This window comes from Photobacterium sp. DA100 (genome assembly GCF_029223585.1).
GTDB lineage: Bacteria > Pseudomonadota > Gammaproteobacteria > Enterobacterales > Vibrionaceae > Photobacterium.
On the sequence record NZ_CP119424.1, the window covers coordinates 773,477 to 789,656 of the forward strand.

Annotated in this window: 20 protein-coding genes; 9 read left to right on the plus strand and 11 right to left on the minus strand. The window is 45.9% G+C overall.

Features of this window, described 5'->3' with window-relative positions; translation table 11 throughout:
- Nucleotides 1-6 precede the first annotated feature (6 nt).
- The 3 genes from PTW35_RS21185 to PTW35_RS21195 all read right to left on the minus strand — a co-directional run bounded on the left by PTW35_RS21185 (nt 7) and on the right by PTW35_RS21195 (nt 1,532).
- Nucleotides 7-270, minus strand: a complete 264-nt coding sequence (locus PTW35_RS21185; protein ID WP_036821101.1) for an Lpp/OprI family alanine-zipper lipoprotein — start codon at nt 268-270, stop codon at nt 7-9.
- Between the two features lie 177 nt (nt 271-447).
- The gene (locus tag PTW35_RS21190) at nt 448-1,041 is read right to left on the minus strand and encodes an SCO family protein (RefSeq protein WP_281028855.1); all 594 of its coding nucleotides are present in this window, start codon (nt 1,039-1,041) and stop codon (nt 448-450) included.
- Nucleotides 1,038-1,532, minus strand: coding sequence for a hypothetical protein (locus tag PTW35_RS21195; RefSeq protein WP_281028856.1), 495 nt, complete (start codon nt 1,530-1,532; stop codon nt 1,038-1,040). The genes PTW35_RS21190 and PTW35_RS21195 overlap by 4 nt, the downstream gene beginning before the upstream one ends.
- Before the next feature lie 318 nt (nt 1,533-1,850).
- On the opposite strand from PTW35_RS21195, the gene ansB reads away from it, so the two are divergent.
- Nucleotides 1,851-2,912, plus strand: coding sequence for an L-asparaginase 2 (ansB, locus tag PTW35_RS21200; protein ID WP_281028857.1), 1,062 nt, complete (start codon nt 1,851-1,853; stop codon nt 2,910-2,912).
- A gap of 66 nt (nt 2,913-2,978) precedes the next feature.
- On the opposite strand, the gene PTW35_RS21205 is transcribed toward ansB, so the two are convergent.
- Nucleotides 2,979-3,890 (minus strand): DUF368 domain-containing protein, encoded by a 912-nt coding sequence (locus PTW35_RS21205; protein ID WP_281028858.1) that lies wholly within the window; start codon nt 3,888-3,890, stop codon nt 2,979-2,981.
- Nucleotides 3,891-4,119: 229 nt separating this feature from the next.
- Here PTW35_RS21205 and PTW35_RS21210 point away from each other — a divergent pair, with 229 nt between their 5' ends.
- Nucleotides 4,120-4,488 carry a GtrA family protein gene (locus PTW35_RS21210; protein WP_281029117.1) on the plus strand — a complete coding sequence of 123 codons (369 nt, stop codon included), beginning with the start codon at nt 4,120-4,122 and terminating at the stop codon, nt 4,486-4,488.
- On the opposite strand, the gene PTW35_RS21215 is transcribed toward PTW35_RS21210, so the two are convergent.
- Together PTW35_RS21215 and PTW35_RS21220 are read right to left on the minus strand one after the other, a co-directional pair.
- A complete protein-coding gene (locus tag PTW35_RS21215; protein ID WP_281028859.1) occupies nt 4,442-5,743 on the minus strand; it encodes a HAMP domain-containing sensor histidine kinase in 1,302 nt (433 codons plus the stop codon). The two genes, PTW35_RS21210 and PTW35_RS21215, sit on opposite strands and share 47 nt — an antisense overlap.
- A 2-nt stretch (nt 5,744-5,745) precedes the next feature.
- A complete protein-coding gene (locus PTW35_RS21220; RefSeq protein ID WP_281028860.1) occupies nt 5,746-6,420 on the minus strand; it encodes a response regulator transcription factor in 675 nt (224 codons plus the stop codon).
- A gap of 168 nt (nt 6,421-6,588) precedes the next feature.
- Here PTW35_RS21220 and PTW35_RS21225 point away from each other — a divergent pair, with 168 nt between their 5' ends.
- From PTW35_RS21225 to PTW35_RS21240, 4 genes are all read left to right on the plus strand, one after another.
- Nucleotides 6,589-7,608: a glycosyltransferase family 2 protein gene (locus PTW35_RS21225; protein WP_281028861.1), complete on the plus strand. Its 1,020-nt coding sequence runs from the start codon at nt 6,589-6,591 to the stop codon at nt 7,606-7,608.
- Nucleotides 7,605-9,041 (plus strand): glycosyltransferase family 39 protein, encoded by a 1,437-nt coding sequence (locus tag PTW35_RS21230; RefSeq protein ID WP_281028862.1) that lies wholly within the window; start codon nt 7,605-7,607, stop codon nt 9,039-9,041. The genes PTW35_RS21225 and PTW35_RS21230 overlap by 4 nt, the downstream gene beginning before the upstream one ends.
- Before the next feature lie 167 nt (nt 9,042-9,208).
- Nucleotides 9,209-9,460: a hypothetical protein gene (locus PTW35_RS21235; protein WP_281028863.1), complete on the plus strand. Its 252-nt coding sequence runs from the start codon at nt 9,209-9,211 to the stop codon at nt 9,458-9,460.
- A 255-nt stretch (nt 9,461-9,715) separates the two neighbouring features.
- Entirely contained in the window at nt 9,716-10,114 is a 399-nt protein-coding gene (locus PTW35_RS21240) for a VOC family protein (RefSeq protein WP_281029118.1), read from the plus strand.
- Nucleotides 10,115-10,186: 72 nt separating this feature from the next.
- Here the strand turns inward: PTW35_RS21240 and PTW35_RS21245 are convergent, their stop codons facing one another.
- Complete coding sequence (locus tag PTW35_RS21245) at nt 10,187-10,357, minus strand: hypothetical protein (RefSeq protein WP_162845547.1); 171 nt, start codon at nt 10,355-10,357, stop codon at nt 10,187-10,189.
- A 272-nt stretch (nt 10,358-10,629) separates the two neighbouring features.
- Nucleotides 10,630-10,941 (minus strand): DUF3081 family protein, encoded by a 312-nt coding sequence (locus tag PTW35_RS21250; protein ID WP_039460922.1) that lies wholly within the window; start codon nt 10,939-10,941, stop codon nt 10,630-10,632.
- 279 nt (nt 10,942-11,220) lie between these two features.
- Here PTW35_RS21250 and PTW35_RS21255 point away from each other — a divergent pair, with 279 nt between their 5' ends.
- Nucleotides 11,221-12,402 (plus strand): amino acid aminotransferase, encoded by a 1,182-nt coding sequence (locus PTW35_RS21255; protein WP_281028864.1) that lies wholly within the window; start codon nt 11,221-11,223, stop codon nt 12,400-12,402.
- Nucleotides 12,403-12,490: 88 nt separating this feature from the next.
- On the opposite strand, the gene PTW35_RS21260 is transcribed toward PTW35_RS21255, so the two are convergent.
- The 3 genes from PTW35_RS21260 to PTW35_RS21270 form a co-directional block, all read right to left on the minus strand.
- Nucleotides 12,491-13,294, minus strand: a complete 804-nt coding sequence (locus PTW35_RS21260; RefSeq protein WP_281028865.1) for an alpha/beta hydrolase — start codon at nt 13,292-13,294, stop codon at nt 12,491-12,493.
- A gap of 258 nt (nt 13,295-13,552) precedes the next feature.
- On the minus strand, nt 13,553-13,924 hold the full coding sequence (locus PTW35_RS21265; protein ID WP_044621920.1) for a NirD/YgiW/YdeI family stress tolerance protein: 372 nt from the start codon (nt 13,922-13,924) through the stop codon (nt 13,553-13,555).
- Between the two features lie 101 nt (nt 13,925-14,025).
- A complete protein-coding gene (locus PTW35_RS21270; RefSeq protein ID WP_281028866.1) occupies nt 14,026-14,763 on the minus strand; it encodes a type II CAAX endopeptidase family protein in 738 nt (245 codons plus the stop codon).
- Between the two features lie 269 nt (nt 14,764-15,032).
- On the opposite strand from PTW35_RS21270, the gene cobU reads away from it, so the two are divergent.
- Both cobU and PTW35_RS21280 read left to right on the plus strand, forming a co-directional pair.
- Complete coding sequence (cobU, locus tag PTW35_RS21275) at nt 15,033-15,554, plus strand: bifunctional adenosylcobinamide kinase/adenosylcobinamide-phosphate guanylyltransferase (RefSeq protein WP_281028867.1); 522 nt, start codon at nt 15,033-15,035, stop codon at nt 15,552-15,554.
- A 12-nt stretch (nt 15,555-15,566) separates the two neighbouring features.
- The gene (locus tag PTW35_RS21280; protein WP_281028868.1) at nt 15,567-16,178 is read left to right on the plus strand and encodes a histidine phosphatase family protein; all 612 of its coding nucleotides are present in this window, start codon (nt 15,567-15,569) and stop codon (nt 16,176-16,178) included.
- Nucleotides 16,179-16,180 lie beyond the last annotated feature (2 nt).

Consider the following 16,180-nt stretch of genomic DNA (forward strand, 5'->3'; position numbering starts at 1 on the left):
TCAGCTTTATTTACTATAGGAACTAGCAATATTGTCAATACGCTGGTTAGCTCGCATTGCTTCTTGGTACGCAGCATCTGATGCTGCACGAGCATCGTTAACTGCACCAGCCATTTGATCTTGCTGGCTTTGTAGTGCGCCTACCTGATCAGAGAGCATATCAACTTTATTGGTTAGTTGCTGCATTTGGTCAACTTCATCTGAGCTAGAACAACCAATAAGTGTTGCACTCAGAATAATACCGGTAAGGATAGATAATGAACGGTTCATTTTTCTTTCTTCTCCTTTGTTTGCCACTACAGACTGAGTGTTAAAAGTTTCAGTCGGCAAGTTCATTATGGCAGAAGTTGCGCAAATTGCTGCTGAAAGTGAAGAAAGAGGCTGTTTTTTTTCTCTCAAAGATGAGAAAACCCGCCTGAGCGGGTTTATTTATGCGGTATTGGAAAATTACACCGGGACGTCTTCCTCGGCGAGAACGCGGTTGATGGCGTCGACCAAAATATTCGGGTTCAAGGTATGTTGTACTTTTTCAACCAATGTGCCATCAGCGCGAAGAAAATAAAAGTATGAGCTGTGATCAACCGCATATTCTAATGCTGACCCTTCCAGCTCCGTACGCATGTATAATACGCCATATTTTTCTGCCAACGCTTTAGTCTGATCGGCACTTCCTGTCATACCTATAATTTTTTTATGGAAGTACTGTGCATATTGGGCACTTTTCTCAGGTGTGTCGCGCTCAGGATCCAAGGTAATAAAAATTGGCCACAGCTTATCAATTTGCTGATTGTCAATTTGCTTGAGGGCCGCTGACAGAACGGCCAAGGAGGTCGGGCAAACATCGGGGCAGTGGGTATAACCGAAATAGATGACCCGAATACGCTGGTCATCAGGGTCATACAAGTCAACACTTTCTTTTCCGCTCTTGAGCAAGTTGATAGGGGCACCAGTTTGAGGTGCAGGTGCTTGTCGATCAACAATGGTGCTGGTAATAAGCCCTGCTGTCAGGGCTAATGCAAGTATTATCCATTGATACTTCACTTAATCATCCTTACAGAAAAATAAACTGGTTGCTGTGAACTACTGGTTGCTGGGGTAATTTGGCCAAGCCAAGTCATCTCGTCTGATACGCAAAATGGTAGCATCAACTCTCCTGAAAACTCATAAGTATCTGATTGACGGTGTAAAGATAGACGATAAACCCCCATCATCATCTCTCTTCCTTCTAAAGTCAGCTCGACCGTTTCGGTACTCATAGGTAAGGAGGGCCAACTCACTTGGATTTTAGCGGGTTTCATTGGCTTGATGATGTCTCGGTCTAGTTGAATGCGCCGACCTTCTATTTCACAGCCCTCTTTATCCAATGAACAGTATTGCGCTGACATGGCTGCTTCTTGTCCTGTTGAAAAAGTCACCCAATAAGCAGAAAGAGCAGGAGCCACATAATGAAAGAAGCCGTAGCTGCTTGAAAAAGCCGCTAGGGCAAAGAAAACATATCTATAACGTTTTGTTCGTACCACTGGCTGTATCATCTGCCTCTATTACAAGTATTTGTGAATTATATCACTGGCTTGGTTAATGATTTCGAACAGATGTTGAATTTTGTGAGGAGGGTAATGGGTGGGTTCGCCTTTGGCTGGTGTTGGTGTTAATCATGTGATGGTATGTTGGCAACTGTTTGTAAGGTTTAGAAAATCAGTTAATGGATTGAGCTTAGTCGCGCAATGTGTAATTGGGATCACTTTTTTAATATTATAAAAGGTGATGTATACCACAAAAGTATTATCTATTTGGAATAGTATCTTATTCATAAGGTTTATGATGAAATAAAAAACTACAAGGTAATGAAAATGAAGAAGAATGCTGTTTCAGTAGGTATGTTCTTAGCTGGTATGTGTTTGAGCTCAATGAGCTTTGCCGGCGATTTGCCTAATATCAAGATATTGGCAACGGGCGGTACCATTGCGGGGGCAGGCCAATCCAGCACCGAGTCAAACTACACATCAGGTAAGGTTGGGGTCGATGCGCTGATTGATGCAGTCCCTGAGATGACCAAGCTAGCAGACATCTCTGGTGAGCAAGTTGTCAGCATCGGTTCACAAGACATGAATGATGAGGTATGGCTGACACTAGCGAAACGTGTTAACGAACTGCTGGCGAAAGATGATGTTGACGGTATTGTGATCACCCACGGTACCGACACTATGGAAGAGACTGCCTACTTCCTAGATCTGACAGTCAAAAGTGAAAAGCCGGTGGTGCTTGTAGGGGCAATGCGACCTTCTACGGCGATGAGTGCTGATGGGCCGGTGAACTTGTACAACGCAGTGGTAACGGCTACGGATACTGAATCGGCTGGCCGCGGCGTATTAGTTGCAATGAATGATACTGTGTTCGATGCTCGCGATGTGACCAAAACCAATACCACATCAGTCAACACATTCCAGTCACCAAATACAGGTGCATTGGGTTACATTCATAATGGCGATGTGAAGTATCAGCGTAGTCCGGAGCGCAAGCACACAACAGAAACCGTATTTGATATTTCAAAAGTTGATAGCTTACCGAAAGTCGGCATTGTGTATAACTACGCCAATGCATCGGCACTGCCGGTGAAAGCCATGATGGAAGCAAACTATGACGGTATCGTCAGTGCTGGGGTAGGTAACGGTAATATGTACCACACCATTTTTGATGAGCTGGCTAAGGCAAGCAAAGACGGCACTATGGTAGTACGTAGTTCACGCACGCCTTCTGGTTCAACAACCTTGGATGCAGAGGTTGACGATGACAAATATGGATTTGTGGCTGCAGGCTCTCTGAACCCGCAGAAAGCCCGTATTCTACTAATGCTTTCTCTGACGCAAACTCAGAACTACCAAGACGTTCAGAAGATGTTCCAGTACTACTAAGAAAGCTCTTCCGAGATAAGATAAAAATGATAAAAAGCCGCCATTTTTTTGGCGGCTTTTCTGTCGCTATTTGTCTGCGATTTTTTCCAGCCCCCAGACTAAGCCGATTCCCAGCAGCATTGCAACGATGGCATAGCCAAGCAGGGCCGGTTGTCCTGTCACATGCTCAAAGCTGAAAGGCGATAGGTTTTGTTCAAGTAGAGGAATTTGTTCACCGCTGGAGTTGGTGCGCCAAGTTAATGTCTCTTTCCATGGCCAAATTTTGCTCAAGGTACCAATCATCAAACCAGTCAGGAAAGTCAGCGCGATATCACGGTAGTTCCGCAATACCCACGATAGAACATGGGAGAAAGTCAGAAGACCAATGGCACAGCCACAGGCAAACAAGCCCAATGTAACAATATCCAGTGATTTTGCCGCACCAAGAATTGGTGCGTACATACCAAGTAGCAGCAGGATAAAGCTACCTGATATTCCCGGTAAAATCATGGCACAAATGGCGATAGAACCGGCCAGTAGGATGTTGAAGTAGGTCGGCTCCAATGTTAGTGGGTGCAAAACGGTAATACCATAGGCAAAAGCCGCTCCGGCGGTAACCGAGAGCAGGCGCGTTAAGCCCCACTGGCTGATCTGCTTGAACATATGGATCACCGAAATAATGATCAGCCCAAAGAAGAATGACCATAGAGGTATCGGATGGGTGTGGAGCATCCAAGTTATAAAACGGGCCAGGGTAAAGATGCTGGTCAGGATCCCCGACAGCAACAAGATCAGGAAGGTGCCGTTAATATGCTCAAAGGCAGCTTTGAACCCCTCTTTACGCCAAATGCCGATCAAGCTTGGGTTTACACGGCGAATGCTTTCAAGAAGTGTGTCGTAAATGCCTGTAATAAATGCGATGGTTCCGCCAGAGACGCCAGGTACGACATCAGCCGCTCCCATTGCCATCCCTTTTAGGAAAGTAAACACTTTGCTCATACTTTTCCGTTTGTTACCGATGAGAAATAAACTGGCGCTATTATACCTACAATGAGTGAAAAAAAAGTCTTTTCCTGCAAGCGCAAAATGAATTTGGACACTTTTTTGACTTTACGGTTGCTATCCTCAACCGATTAATGACGTCATTGGGCTAGATGATTTGAGTTCGTTGAAAAATAAACGCTTTTTAAAGTTTGCCGTGGTTGGTGCGGGTGGCTTCCTGGTTGATGTGATTGCCACATACACGTTATCGAGGTTTGTAGCGGTTGAGTTGGCAAGGGCGATTGCCTTTTGGATTGCAGCGAGTTCAAACTGGTGGTTCAATCGGCACTTCACATTTGACCAAGCGCTGAGTCGCCCTTCTGTTCAGCAATGGTTGCAGTTCTTGAGCGCATCTTGTGTCGGATTTTTACCTAACTGGGGTTGCTACTGGTTGTTGATGAACACTGGTCTTGAGCAGGCCACCACTTCATTGATACCTATAGATAGTGCTATGTGGTGGCCTTACTTGGCGATGGTACCCGGGATAGTGCTTGGTATGGGGGTTAATTTTATTCTGTCTGACCGTTGGGTTTTTCGTTTGGCTGTAATGAGATAGTCGCTGTGCAACCTTGATACTGATTGGTCTCGTGGTGAAGATGCCAGTGATATTTCCGGCAGATATCCGCGGCAATTAATAATCCCAAGCCATACCCTTTATGTCCTGTTTCGTTGCTTTTCAACCCGGTGCCAGTGTCTTCGACCATAATTGCCGATGGAGTCATCCTAATGATGACATGGCCTTGTTCCGTGAAGGCGAAGGCATTTTTAATAAGGTTACCCAGTAAGATCTTAAATGCATTCTCAGGCATTTTGATTTCTATAGGCTGAGGGGCTTCGACATACCAGTCAACATGCTTTCCCGAGAGTAATGAGGTATGAGCACTGGCTATTTCCTCGAGCTCTTTCCTGTCAAGCTGACGGCTGGAAATGTTATCCATATCCTCTTCTCGTGTCAGTGACAGCAAGGTGGTAACGAAATCGTTCATTTCAGAAGTGGCTTGCTCGAGGCGCTTTTGTTGTTTAGCAACGAATGCAGGAGCATTCGATTGCCCCAAAAGTGATGTTGCACCTTTCATGACCATCAGTGGCGTACGTAATTCGTGGCTGGCATAGCGGTTGAAAGATCGTTCACGATTGAGCAATTCATTTATCTGGGTGACATAGAGGTTAAAGCTATCGACCAGTTGCAGGACCTCGCGGGAATTGATCCCAGATGGAGGGGCGATTGGGGATAAATCACCGGCGTTACGTGAATCAATATCATTGGCCAGCTGGGTTAGCGGGTTTGTCAGTCTTGCAGAGGCTTTGAGCACAACCACAAAACTGACGACAAGCAGCAGAATCGAAATGCCAAGTTGCTTTAGTTGATTGAGGAAGACCTGCTCTTCGCTTATTTCGTAGATGTAATCTGAAAATAACAAATAGAGGGTTTTGTCGGTCTTGTTGTCGGTGATACGGGTCTTCATGGCGAAGTATTCGGTGTCATCAGCGCCTTGACTCCTGATTTCAAAAGCTTTGTCCCATGGGGTATTTTCAGGGAAACGGACTTGCGGAGGGAGCTGCTTAGGATCCAGGTAAGCATGGGTAAAAGGGGGGATAGCAAATTGTGTGATGTTGCTCTGCTCCTGCAATACTTCTTCGGCAACGGCTTTAGCATGCTGTAGCCTATTATTGGCGTTAATTTGTTCAAAATCTTCCAAAGTGGCATCAAGCAGGGAAAAGTGCAGGGTGATGATGGCAAAAGCGATGATCGAAAAATAGGTTACCGTCAGCTGCTTGGCACTCTTCACGGTTTTCAATTGTTGCTTCACAGTTAATCCTCATCAACCAATTGGTAGCCCACCTTAGGGACATTTTTGATATATGCACGCTTGAAGGGTTTATCGATTTGGTGGCGTAATTGGTAGATATGGCTTCTCAGTACATTACCTTCAGGCTCATTGTCGCCCCACAAGGCCGCTATTAATTCCTGCTTGCTCACGACCTTAGGTGCCTTGATCATTAGCAACTTGAGGATAGTAAACAGGGTTGGGTTAAGGGCAAAGCTGCAGTTTCCTCGCTCGACCGTATGCGAGCTTAGATCAAGAGTCATTTCGCCAAAACTCAGTTGGGCCAATGCCGTTTCTCCCATGCGACGGCGGGTAAGTGCTTTGATACGGGCTTCTAAAATATCCAGATCAAACGGTTTAACCAGATAATCGTCTGCCCCATGGGAAAAACCTTCTAAGGTATCTTCGCGGGTATCTCGGGCCGTCAGCATTAGGATCGGCGTATCAATGCCACGCTCTCGTAATTTTTGACACACTTGGAAGCCATCCATCTTAGGTAACATAACATCAAGGATAATAAGGTCGTAATGATCGCTGCTACCAAGCTCAAAGCCGTGTTGGCCATTGCTGGCATAATCAAGTGTGTAGCCTTTTAGTTCAAAGAAATCAAAAATGACGCCAGCAATATCTTGATGATCTTCAACCAATAGTAATTTCATGAAGGTACCTAAACAAAATGAAAGAAGCGGTATCCTAGTAGAATGACCCTCTGCGTAACACATTATCATGGACAACAATGAGTGAAAAAAGTGTCAATGACCTTTTTCTGACATGCCTTTTAATACCCTAGTGCTCACTAGTTTTCTTATGCCATTTTGAGGTGAGCGATGTCTTCCATTACGGTTTTGTCCCAGCACAGGGAGCGGCAGTCATTTTTTAGGCAACAAACCCCGTTCATTACAGTCATCATTCCCATGTACAACGAGCAGGAGGTCATCAGCCGTTGCCACCATAGGGTGAGCAAAGCGCTGGATGAATTAGGCAAACACTGCGAAATCATTTATGTCGATGACGGTAGCACTGACAGCAGCTGGAAAAAAGCCAGTCACCTCCGTAGCGCTTACCACAGTGTGAAATCAATTCGCCTTAGCCGAAATTTTGGCAAAGAGGCCGCAATGAGTGCGGGATTAAAGGCGGCGACAGGGGAAGCGGCGGTGTTAATTGATGCCGATTTACAAGATCCTCCTGAGTTGATCCCTGAGATGGTGGCCCAGTGGCAAGCTGGATACGATGTCGTTGATATGCAGCGCGGCAGCCGCCAGGGAGAGGGGTGGCTCAAGCGTTTTACCGCTGCGGCTTTTTATCGGTTAATTAACCGACTCAGTGATATGCCTATACCAGAGAACGTTGGGGACTTTCGCCTGATTAACCGTCGTGTTATTGATGAGATCAACAAACTTCCAGAACGAACTCGGTTCATGAAGGGTTTATTTGCCTGGCCGGGTTTTAAGCGGATAACGCTTCAATTCGACCGTGATCCGCGCTTGGCGGGTGAAACAAAATGGAATTACCGCAAGCTGATGCATCTTGCATTTGAGGGGATTACCTCATTCAGTACCCGGCCATTACGCATTGCAACAGGCGCGGGACTGATTACTTCCTTTTCCGCCATGCTTTTGGCGGTGATTGTTCTGGCAAAAACCTTACTCTGGGGTGATCCCGTTGCCGGTTATCCATCCATGATGATTGTTGTTTTGCTGGTTGGCGGGGTACAGCTGCTGTCCATCGGCTTGATGGGGGAATATGTAGGCCGCTTATTTATTGAGGCCAAGCAGAGACCGCTGTTTGTTGTGATGGAAGAGAAACAGACCGTGCCTTCTGTTGTTCCAGAGGAAGTTCAGGTATGACTCAGTACCCGCAAGCAAAGCTATCTTTGACCCACTATGCCATATTGCTTACCGTTGGAACGGTACTTGTCAGGTTAGCGACCTTGGGTTTTTATCCGCTGATGGATACCACGGAAGCCCGTTATGGTGAAATGGCGCGAATCATGAGTGAGACAGGCAACTGGATCACCCCGATGTTTGACTATAACGTACCTTTCTGGGGAAAGCCGCCGTTGTTTTCCTGGTTGAGTGCCGGTGGATTTGAGCTGATGGGGGTGAATGAGTTCGCGGCTCGGGTGCCTCATCTTGCGGTTGGAATTGCCATATTGATCATCACTTGGCTACTCGCTGTAAAAGCCCGGACAAAGAATGAGGCATGGCTGGCTGTCGCTATTTTATCTACAACCACCGCATTTATTGTCATATCAGGCGCTGTTATGACCGATACTGCCCTGACGTTTGCCGTGACCTTGAGTATGGTCAGCTTTTGGTTGGCCTGGGAAAAAGCCAGTCGATTATGGGGGTATCTGTTCTTTGTTGGCTTGGCCATCGGGATGCTGGCAAAAGGACCGCTGACACTGGTGCTTGTGGGGATAAGCTTGGTGATGTGGCTGGCTCAGGAGCAAAGATGGCGCCGTATCCCTTCATGCTTACCTTGGAAAGGGGGGGTAGTTGTCTTCCTAGTTATTTCCTTGCCATGGTACATCCTGGCTGAATGGAAGACGCCGGGTTTCCTGAACTATTTTATTGTTGGTGAGCATATCAAGCGTTTCGTCGTTAGTGGGTGGGAAGGAGACTTGTACGGTTCAGCCCATGACGAAATAAGAGGGACTATCTGGGTATTCTGGTTTTTAGCAGCCTTGCCATGGGCGCCAGTTTTGCTCTATCAGATCATCCGTTTATTCCGTGAGGGGGGAGAGGTCGTTCAAAGTTCCGAGGGTTATATGGGTTACCTGTGGTGCTGGATGCTGTCCCCAATGCTGCTTTTCACTATGGCGGGTAATATTTTGCCTAGTTACGTGATGCCGGGCTTGCCTGCTCTTGGCTTACTGGTCGCGGGCTACCATGGTCAAAGGCCACTTTCTGACAAGGTCTTCAAGGTCGGTTTGATCACTCCCGGGCTGTTAGTAGTTGCCACAATATTACTGGCTAATAACTTAGCCGGGAAAGAATCAGAGAAAGTATTGCTTTCACAGTGGATAAAGCAGGTGGAAAAAGAAAAGAGTGAATTGATTTATATCGACAAGCGACCTTTTTCCGCGCAGTTCTACTCAGTTGGAAAAGCAAAACTAAACCAAGCCTCTTTGCCGACTTTATTGGCGGAACCTGCGGAAGATGTATTTTTTGTGGTGGAGAAAGGGCGACTCCCACCTGGCTTTTTGTGGGATAAATCGCGATGTGAATTACGGGCCGAGTCGAACAAGCGACAACTGGTGCACTGTAAGGCGGGATAATTTGCGCCACTGAGCAGTCTTTTGTTCGATATTTACGATGAAAAATTGTCTGGGTCGCAGATTACGCAGTCAGGAACTGGCGGTTTTGTAAAATGTGACATGTGAAGAAAAGCCCAAATATAAATTATGGAATGATGACTTCAGTGAAATAAAAATGGAGTCTGGTTATGTACCGTGATTTATTAGAAATCCCTGCGGAGCATCAGTTTATCCGTACTGATATGAAGTGGGATATAGGGAAAAAACAGGATATTGATACTTTTTGGTATGATGAGAAAAACCCTCTAGGAGAAGTAATTGCAAAGTACGTTGTCAAAGTGACCAAGTATATCTATCCACCCAAGCAGTCGGATATTAGTTTTCAGAAGTATTCCGCTGACGCCTTGTCTTTGTTGGCAGAGGGCGAATTGAAGCGGTAAAGGATCTGATGCTGAAGTTATTGAGGAAGTGGCTTATGGCCACTTCTTTTATTTTACAGCATGACTTAGTCAGTGTTTTCGAAATTTCCACTTCAGCATGAAGACAGGTTTGCAATCGACAGTTAGTTTCAATAATTGGTAGAAGGGTGTGACCAATATCAAGGAATGTATGCTGCTGCTATCAACCCGGTTGAATAAGATTTGTCTGAGGAATACACTAGCCTGGTAACAAGTTAAATGGAGTTTAATTTCAAGATGATACCGCTAGATTCCACATTGAGAGTGGTCAGACCAACAGATAATGTATCCCAAATTGCAGCTATGTATCGACAGGCACTAGGCTTTGATTTATTGAAGCAATTTGAAGATTATGATGGTTTCGATGGTGTCGTTCTGGGGCATAAGAAGCATCCATATCATATTGAGTTTGTGCACAAGGTTGGCTCGGCTGCGGGGACTGCCCCAAGTCACGAGCATCTATTGGTTTTCTATGTAGATTGCAGCCAGGCTTGGGAGCGAGCTTGCAGAAATATGATTGATGCGGGCTTTTCAGTGGTCGAGTCAAGTAATCCTTACTGGGAGCAGGTTGGTAAGACCTTTGAAGATATCGATGGCTATCGTGTCGTGCTGCAGAACCGAGATTGGGATTTCTAAGTTTCTGGTATTTTGACCAGTAGCAAAGCTCAAGTTGAAGAACTTGAGCTTTTTTAATTCATGGCGCAGTGCTTAATGATTCCGGCCAGAAAGCGACTGATAGGCGGATTTGAACATCAATGTAAAACCGGCCTGGGTGAGCTCTTTGGCTGAGATCTCTGCTTCTTCAAGTCTACGATAGCACTCATCTAATGCGAGAAGTACTGTATCCACCTGATTATTCTCTAATTGTTGTAGTTGCATAACATCATTCCCATCAAGATAGCTTGCTGATTAGGCATTTCGAAATCCTCAGCATTCCATAAAAGCATACGATTGCGAACATGAATGAAATCTGAATAGAGCATCCCGTTCTTTAGCTGACGCAAAAAGTTTCGACAAAGATCATATATGTCGCCAGTAAGCAATCTGTCATGGGACTGTCAGGCCTTTGTCAGAAATAGGTTGACAGAAGAAGGAGTTGCGCAATTTCAGAGGGGGCGAAATTGCGCGTCTAAATCGAAGGTTGGTTAAGCTCAGTAATTTTTGTCAATTTCTTCTAGCTTGTGAACAAATTCCTGGATCTGAGCTTCGTTATTATTGTGGAATTCAGTCGTTGTTTGGTTGATGACCGATTCGGGATCTTCATTCATGGTATGAAAGTGGTAGGTATTGTGGAAATTGATATCGAGGGTAACTTTATCGTCAGATAGGCTGACGCTGTAGCCATCAGGTGACTCAGTACACTTAATATCTTCAAGTTGGCTGCCAAACTCAATGGTTTTACCTTGGCTCTTAATTTTCTCGTAGACACTGAGCAGGGTGCGTACATCGACTCTGTTTTTCATTTCGACCTCCATCATGCAACTAAGATGCATGTTCATGCAGGTTTTCTGTCAGGCATGAACAAGTATACAAAACGAAGTTTTCCTACCTTAAATTTAGGCGTTCACAGAGAGACTGCAAAAGAAGTCAAAAAAGGATTAATCTAGATCAACGACCGGATACGATGAGCTTCACATTATTGAATTTTAAACAAAATGAAAATGTTGCAAAATCATGATGACGGAAGTGAGTTGAAGTGTTAGCTTGATAGATATGAATGTCAACTAAACGGAATTTTAATCATGTTTAAGCAACTTGCCGAAGCGCAGCTCGATCCCATCCTATCGCTTTCTATTGCTTATCGCGACGATCCCCGAGAGGAAAAGGTTGATCTTGGAATTGGTGTTTACCGCAATAGCCAGGGTGAAACTCCCATTATGCAAGCGGTACAGTTAGCGCAGCAGCAAGTACAAGCTAGCCAGAAAACAAAAGCCTATGTTGGTCTTGCCGGAAACGAGCAGTTTAATCAATCGATGATGGATCTCTTGTTAACCGGGACATCAGCCAAGCCAAGAGCTGCTGCGGTACAAACGCCAGGTGCTAGCGGGGCATTACGGATGCTGGGTGACTTGATCCACCTTGCAGAGCCTGACACCACCGTATGGATTTCCAACCCTAGCTATGTCAATCACAAGCCAGTGATGGAAGCCGCCGGGCTGAAAGTTCGTTATTATCCATACTTTGATACGGCGACAAAGCAGGTTAATAGCGAGGCCATGCTACAGGAGTTGGCGAAAGCTGGGCCTAAGGATGTGGTATTGCTGCACGGCTGCTGCCACAACCCAACTGGTGCCGATATTTCTTTTGCCGACTGGCAGGCCATAACCGCACTGGCCAATAAGAATGGCTTTATGCCTTTCGTTGATATTGCTTATCAAGGCTTTGGTGATGGTTTGGAACAAGATGCTGCTGGCTTGCAGTTTATGGCTGACAACATCGAAGAAATGGTGATTGCCACGTCTTGTTCTAAGAATTTTGGTTTGTATCGAGAGCGTACCGGAGCGGCAATCTTGGTCGGTGAAACTCTGAAGGAAGCACAGAAAGCCAAGGGGCGAATTCTTAACCTTGCTCGTTCAACCTATACTATGCCGCCTGATCACGGGGCAGCGTTGGTTTCGACTATCTTGCACGATGACGCTCTGACTCATATTTGGAAACAAGAACTTAATGAAATGCAACAACGTTTGCTGACGCTGCGTGCTGGCTTGGTGAGTGAGGTGCAGGCGTTGGGCTCAAATCAATTCGACTTTATTCAGCAACACAAAGGGATGTTTTCGGTGACGGGGCTTTCACCAGAGCAGGTTGGTCAATTGCGAGATGATTATGCAATCTATGCAGTAGGCGATGGCCGTATCAATATCGCTGGCTTGCAAGAGCAGCATCTAGGTTACTTGGCACAAGCTCTACTGGCCGTTTCCAATTAAGTGCTGTAATACCCCAACAAAAAAATGGCCAGCTAAAAAGCTGGCCATTTCTGTCTGGGATCGATTTAAAATATGGCTATCGCACTGATTATGCGGCTAGGGTATGTCGCTGGATAAATTCAATTGAGTGGTGGTTGAACTCGTCCGGGCGCTCTACGTTGCAGACGTGGCCGCAGTCTTCAAATTCAGTGAGATAACTGTGCTTATGTTTGTTGACCATCTCTTTAACAGGCTTGATGAACATGTAGTCATTGCCACCCATTAAATAAAGTGTCGGAATTGGTAGCTCTTTTTCTTTGAAGTACTTCATTATTGGATTGACGTCGGCAGCGAGTTTGAACCAGCGTTTAAACTCATTCTGGCAGAGCTTCTTGGCATCATTGACAAACATCAGCCGTGATTCTTTCTGTGTTTTTTGCGGCATCACAATGTAAGCAAATAACTTGTACAACCACATGTAAGGTATGAAGTGTTTGCACATATTTCCCGCGGTGACCAATAACTGTGAACGCGTGTTTAGGCGTGTTACCGCGCCGCCGAGCACCATAGTTTTTACCCTTTCTGGTGCGAGCTCGGCCAAGTTACGAATAATAATTGTACCCAGAGAAATGCCGACGAAATGCGCCGATTGAATTTTGAGGTGATTTAAAACCTGCACGATGTCTGTGGTGACAGACTTGAACGTGTAAGGGTTTTTCATCATGTCCTGGAACATATTGTTGGATCGACCATGGCCTCTGAGATCGAGAAGGAGCAGGTTGAAGTGCTGCTTATAGGCCTTTATCTGCTTGAACCAGATAGAAGAGCTGCCGCCTGCACCATGAACAAATACAACCCAATCTTTGCTGGTTGGGTGACGGTAAGTTTTATGAAACAACAAAGTATCTGACATGTATCGACTCATCTTGATTTTCTGCGGGCAGTATAGCACGGTGCACCCTGAGACTTAGCTCCGATGTGTGACGCTTTGTAAAGTTGAGACTCAGGGAAAGGTTAACTTATGGAGAGTGAGGTTAATGATAAATATCTAACCTTTATTGTTGTGACTAATATCACGAATTTATGCTGTTTTTGATGGGCTATTATACGACAAATAGTCAAAAGTGGCATAACCCAAGGGCTATGCCGGATTGTGCGGTGTTCTGTGGCCTTATAGCAGCTGAATACGATCCACTTCAATTTCTGGCGTATTGCCACCTTCGTATTCGCCATACAGGCGGAGTCTGGTTGTGGCATTAATGGCGGCAGGCATATTGATATCATCATCGATTTCAACTTGGATCTCTTTGGTTCCATCGCTGAAAATAAACGTGTCGGCGTTGATTTGTTTGATCAGGTGCCCTTCGACAATTGTCTCTTTTTCCGTAAACATGCTGGTATCACTTAGCAGATCAGCTACGCTAACTGTTTCTACGGGGCCAGAATAGTTCAATGTCATTTCATTTTTGTTGTGTTCGCTAGCAAGTGCTGCGGTTGGCAGAATGATAGCGGCAGTGGCAATAGCAAAAACAGTATTCTTAATCATGATTCGGTCTCCTTGTGTTGATGGTTCTATTAAACACAAGTTGATCTGAATTAATGATGAGTTGCTTATTCAGAAATGGTTCATATTGGCTATTTGCTCTAATTTGCCAGTGGGTAGGTAAAGAACAAAAGGTGTACCAAGTTAAAGGCAAAATGGATCAAGACAGCGTACAGCAGTCTTCCGGTCCAATGGTAGGTAAAGCCATAGAGCAGACCGGCAAGTGTCGCGATGGCAATGAACCAAACACCGCCAGAAAAGTGAGCAAAACCGAACAGTAAGCTCGCAATACTGATCCCGACGCTAGGGCTAAAGCGTCGGGCCAAGCTGTGCTGAATATAACCACGAAACAAGGCCTCTTCGGCGACGCAAGTAAATATCAAGTTATTGAGAATAAACAGCCAAATCCAATCAGGTACCGATTTTTCAGGATGAACGATCCCGGTACCCCATGCAATCAGAGGCAAGGCTAAAAACAGTACCGCAAGGCTCACTATTTGTGGGCGGGTTATTGACCTATCATGCTTGAGCATCGTCGGGGAAAGCAAAAGCAACCCGAATACGATCAATGGCTTGTCCAAATTTAAATACATGGTAAATGGAATGCTGCCGGAACCTGTGACCGCTTTTTCGACGACCAGCAGGTTATCGAAGCCTGGTATGAGATGCAGAGCGAGAAAGAGCGCCCATGTGATAACGAATATGTGGCACAGAATATTGTATCCGCTTTTCTGGCGATGGCTTAGTTTGGCGACAGCGAGGCCAAGTACAACGATAGTGAGCGCGAGCGGAGAGATACGGGAAAAATATAGTGCTGTTAAGGCTGTAATGCTCAGCATCGCAGGCCAAACCTGTGGCCTAACGAAAAGACTAAGTACAGTGCCAGCAAGTGCCAGCCAAACAAGACCGTCGGGCCATAGGTTATTGAGATGAAACATAGTATTGTAAGCTGAAATGAGCGTTATAATAAAATGTTATGGTAACTAAAAAAATCAGATTTTTCATTGCGATAATGACATATTACATCTGGATTTGGGTGAGCATGGACAAGCATTAGGTGGGGGAGTGTCATTGCTCTCTTGCTTGAGAATGAATACAAGGTTGATGAATGACAATTGAGTTGGTATTGGGTGGGGCTCGTTCGGGGAAAAGCCGATATGCTGAGTCTACAGCCCAAGCGAGTGGCAAGCCGGTTATCTATGTCGCAACGGCGACCGCAGGAGATGCGGAAATGGCTGAGCGTATTGAGCGTCACAGGCAAGACCGTCCCCACCAATGGAGAGTGGTTGAAGAGCCGGTGGCTTTGCCAAAGACCATCGCTGAGCACTCTGTTCCGGGGAGCTGCTTGCTCGTTGACTGCTTGACGTTGTGGCTGACTAACTGCCTGTTCAATCAAGATTACGACGTTGTTTGGCAGCAAAAAAAGGACGAACTTCTTGCCGCTCTAAGTCGTGCTAAAGGAGATATTATCCTTGTCAGCAATGAAGTCGGGCAGGGCATAGTGCCAATGGGAGAGATGTCCCGGCGCTTCGTTGATGAAAGCGGATGGTTACATCAGGCAATAGCCAAACAGGCGGACAGGGTCACATTTGTGACAGCTGGCATCCCGCAGCATTTAAAGGGGGCGTAAATGGCTCGATGTATGAAAACAAGGGTTGATATCTTGCGCCATGGCTTACCGGAGGGGCACGGCTGCTTGCGTGGACACACTGATTTCCCAATTACTCCGGCGGGCCTGGAGCAAATGCGAAGTGCTGTAAAAGGGCTGGATGATATTGAGCAAGTGATCACTTCCCCTCTGCAGCGATGCTGTGACTTTGCCAATTTGTTCGCACAGCAGTTTACTTTACCTTGCCAGCAATTCAGCCACTGGAAAGAGATGGACTTCGGTGAATGGGATGGTCAAAGTCAGGATAGCCTCTGGCAGCAGCACGGTACCATCTTGGAGAAATACTGGCAAAACCCCTGGTTATCGACCCCGCATGGTGGGGAAGACTTGAAAGCATTCGATATACGCATTCAACATGCATGGGAACATTTGCTTGCTAACTTTTCTGGGCAAAATATCTTGCTAGTTACCCATGCTGGGGTGATGAAACAGCTGATGCGGATTTTATTGGAGATGCCTAGAAGCACGAGTTATCTTCATCGTATCGATTTACCCTACGCCGCCCGTTACCGTGTTACGGTAATGACAGATGAAAATGGCATCCACTGGCCGCAAATCCAGTGGCCAGTCACACAGCAGTATTAAGC

What these genes read in the sequence shown, in the direction of transcription:
- PTW35_RS21185 (WP_036821101.1), bottom strand. Translation starts at nt 270, where the DNA reads ATGAACCGTTCATTATCTATCCTTACCGGTATTATTCTGAGTGCAACA.
- PTW35_RS21195 (WP_281028856.1), bottom strand. Translation starts at nt 1,532, where the DNA reads ATGATACAGCCAGTGGTACGAACAAAACGTTATAGATATGTTTTCTTT.
- ansB (WP_281028857.1), top strand. Translation starts at nt 1,851, where the DNA reads ATGAAGAAGAATGCTGTTTCAGTAGGTATGTTCTTAGCTGGTATGTGT.
- PTW35_RS21205 (WP_281028858.1), bottom strand. Translation starts at nt 3,890, where the DNA reads ATGAGCAAAGTGTTTACTTTCCTAAAAGGGATGGCAATGGGAGCGGCT.
- PTW35_RS21220 (WP_281028860.1), bottom strand. Translation starts at nt 6,420, where the DNA reads ATGAAATTACTATTGGTTGAAGATCATCAAGATATTGCTGGCGTCATT.
- PTW35_RS21225 (WP_281028861.1), top strand. Translation starts at nt 6,589, where the DNA reads ATGTCTTCCATTACGGTTTTGTCCCAGCACAGGGAGCGGCAGTCATTT.
- PTW35_RS21230 (WP_281028862.1), top strand. Translation starts at nt 7,605, where the DNA reads ATGACTCAGTACCCGCAAGCAAAGCTATCTTTGACCCACTATGCCATA.
- PTW35_RS21235 (WP_281028863.1), top strand. Translation starts at nt 9,209, where the DNA reads ATGTACCGTGATTTATTAGAAATCCCTGCGGAGCATCAGTTTATCCGT.
- PTW35_RS21240 (WP_281029118.1), top strand. Translation starts at nt 9,716, where the DNA reads ATGATACCGCTAGATTCCACATTGAGAGTGGTCAGACCAACAGATAAT.
- PTW35_RS21245 (WP_162845547.1), bottom strand. Translation starts at nt 10,357, where the DNA reads ATGCAACTACAACAATTAGAGAATAATCAGGTGGATACAGTACTTCTC.
- PTW35_RS21250 (WP_039460922.1), bottom strand. Translation starts at nt 10,941, where the DNA reads ATGAAAAACAGAGTCGATGTACGCACCCTGCTCAGTGTCTACGAGAAA.
- PTW35_RS21255 (WP_281028864.1), top strand. Translation starts at nt 11,221, where the DNA reads ATGTTTAAGCAACTTGCCGAAGCGCAGCTCGATCCCATCCTATCGCTT.
- PTW35_RS21260 (WP_281028865.1), bottom strand. Translation starts at nt 13,294, where the DNA reads ATGTCAGATACTTTGTTGTTTCATAAAACTTACCGTCACCCAACCAGC.
- PTW35_RS21270 (WP_281028866.1), bottom strand. Translation starts at nt 14,763, where the DNA reads ATGCTGAGCATTACAGCCTTAACAGCACTATATTTTTCCCGTATCTCT.
- cobU (WP_281028867.1), top strand. Translation starts at nt 15,033, where the DNA reads ATGACAATTGAGTTGGTATTGGGTGGGGCTCGTTCGGGGAAAAGCCGA.
- PTW35_RS21280 (WP_281028868.1), top strand. Translation starts at nt 15,567, where the DNA reads ATGAAAACAAGGGTTGATATCTTGCGCCATGGCTTACCGGAGGGGCAC.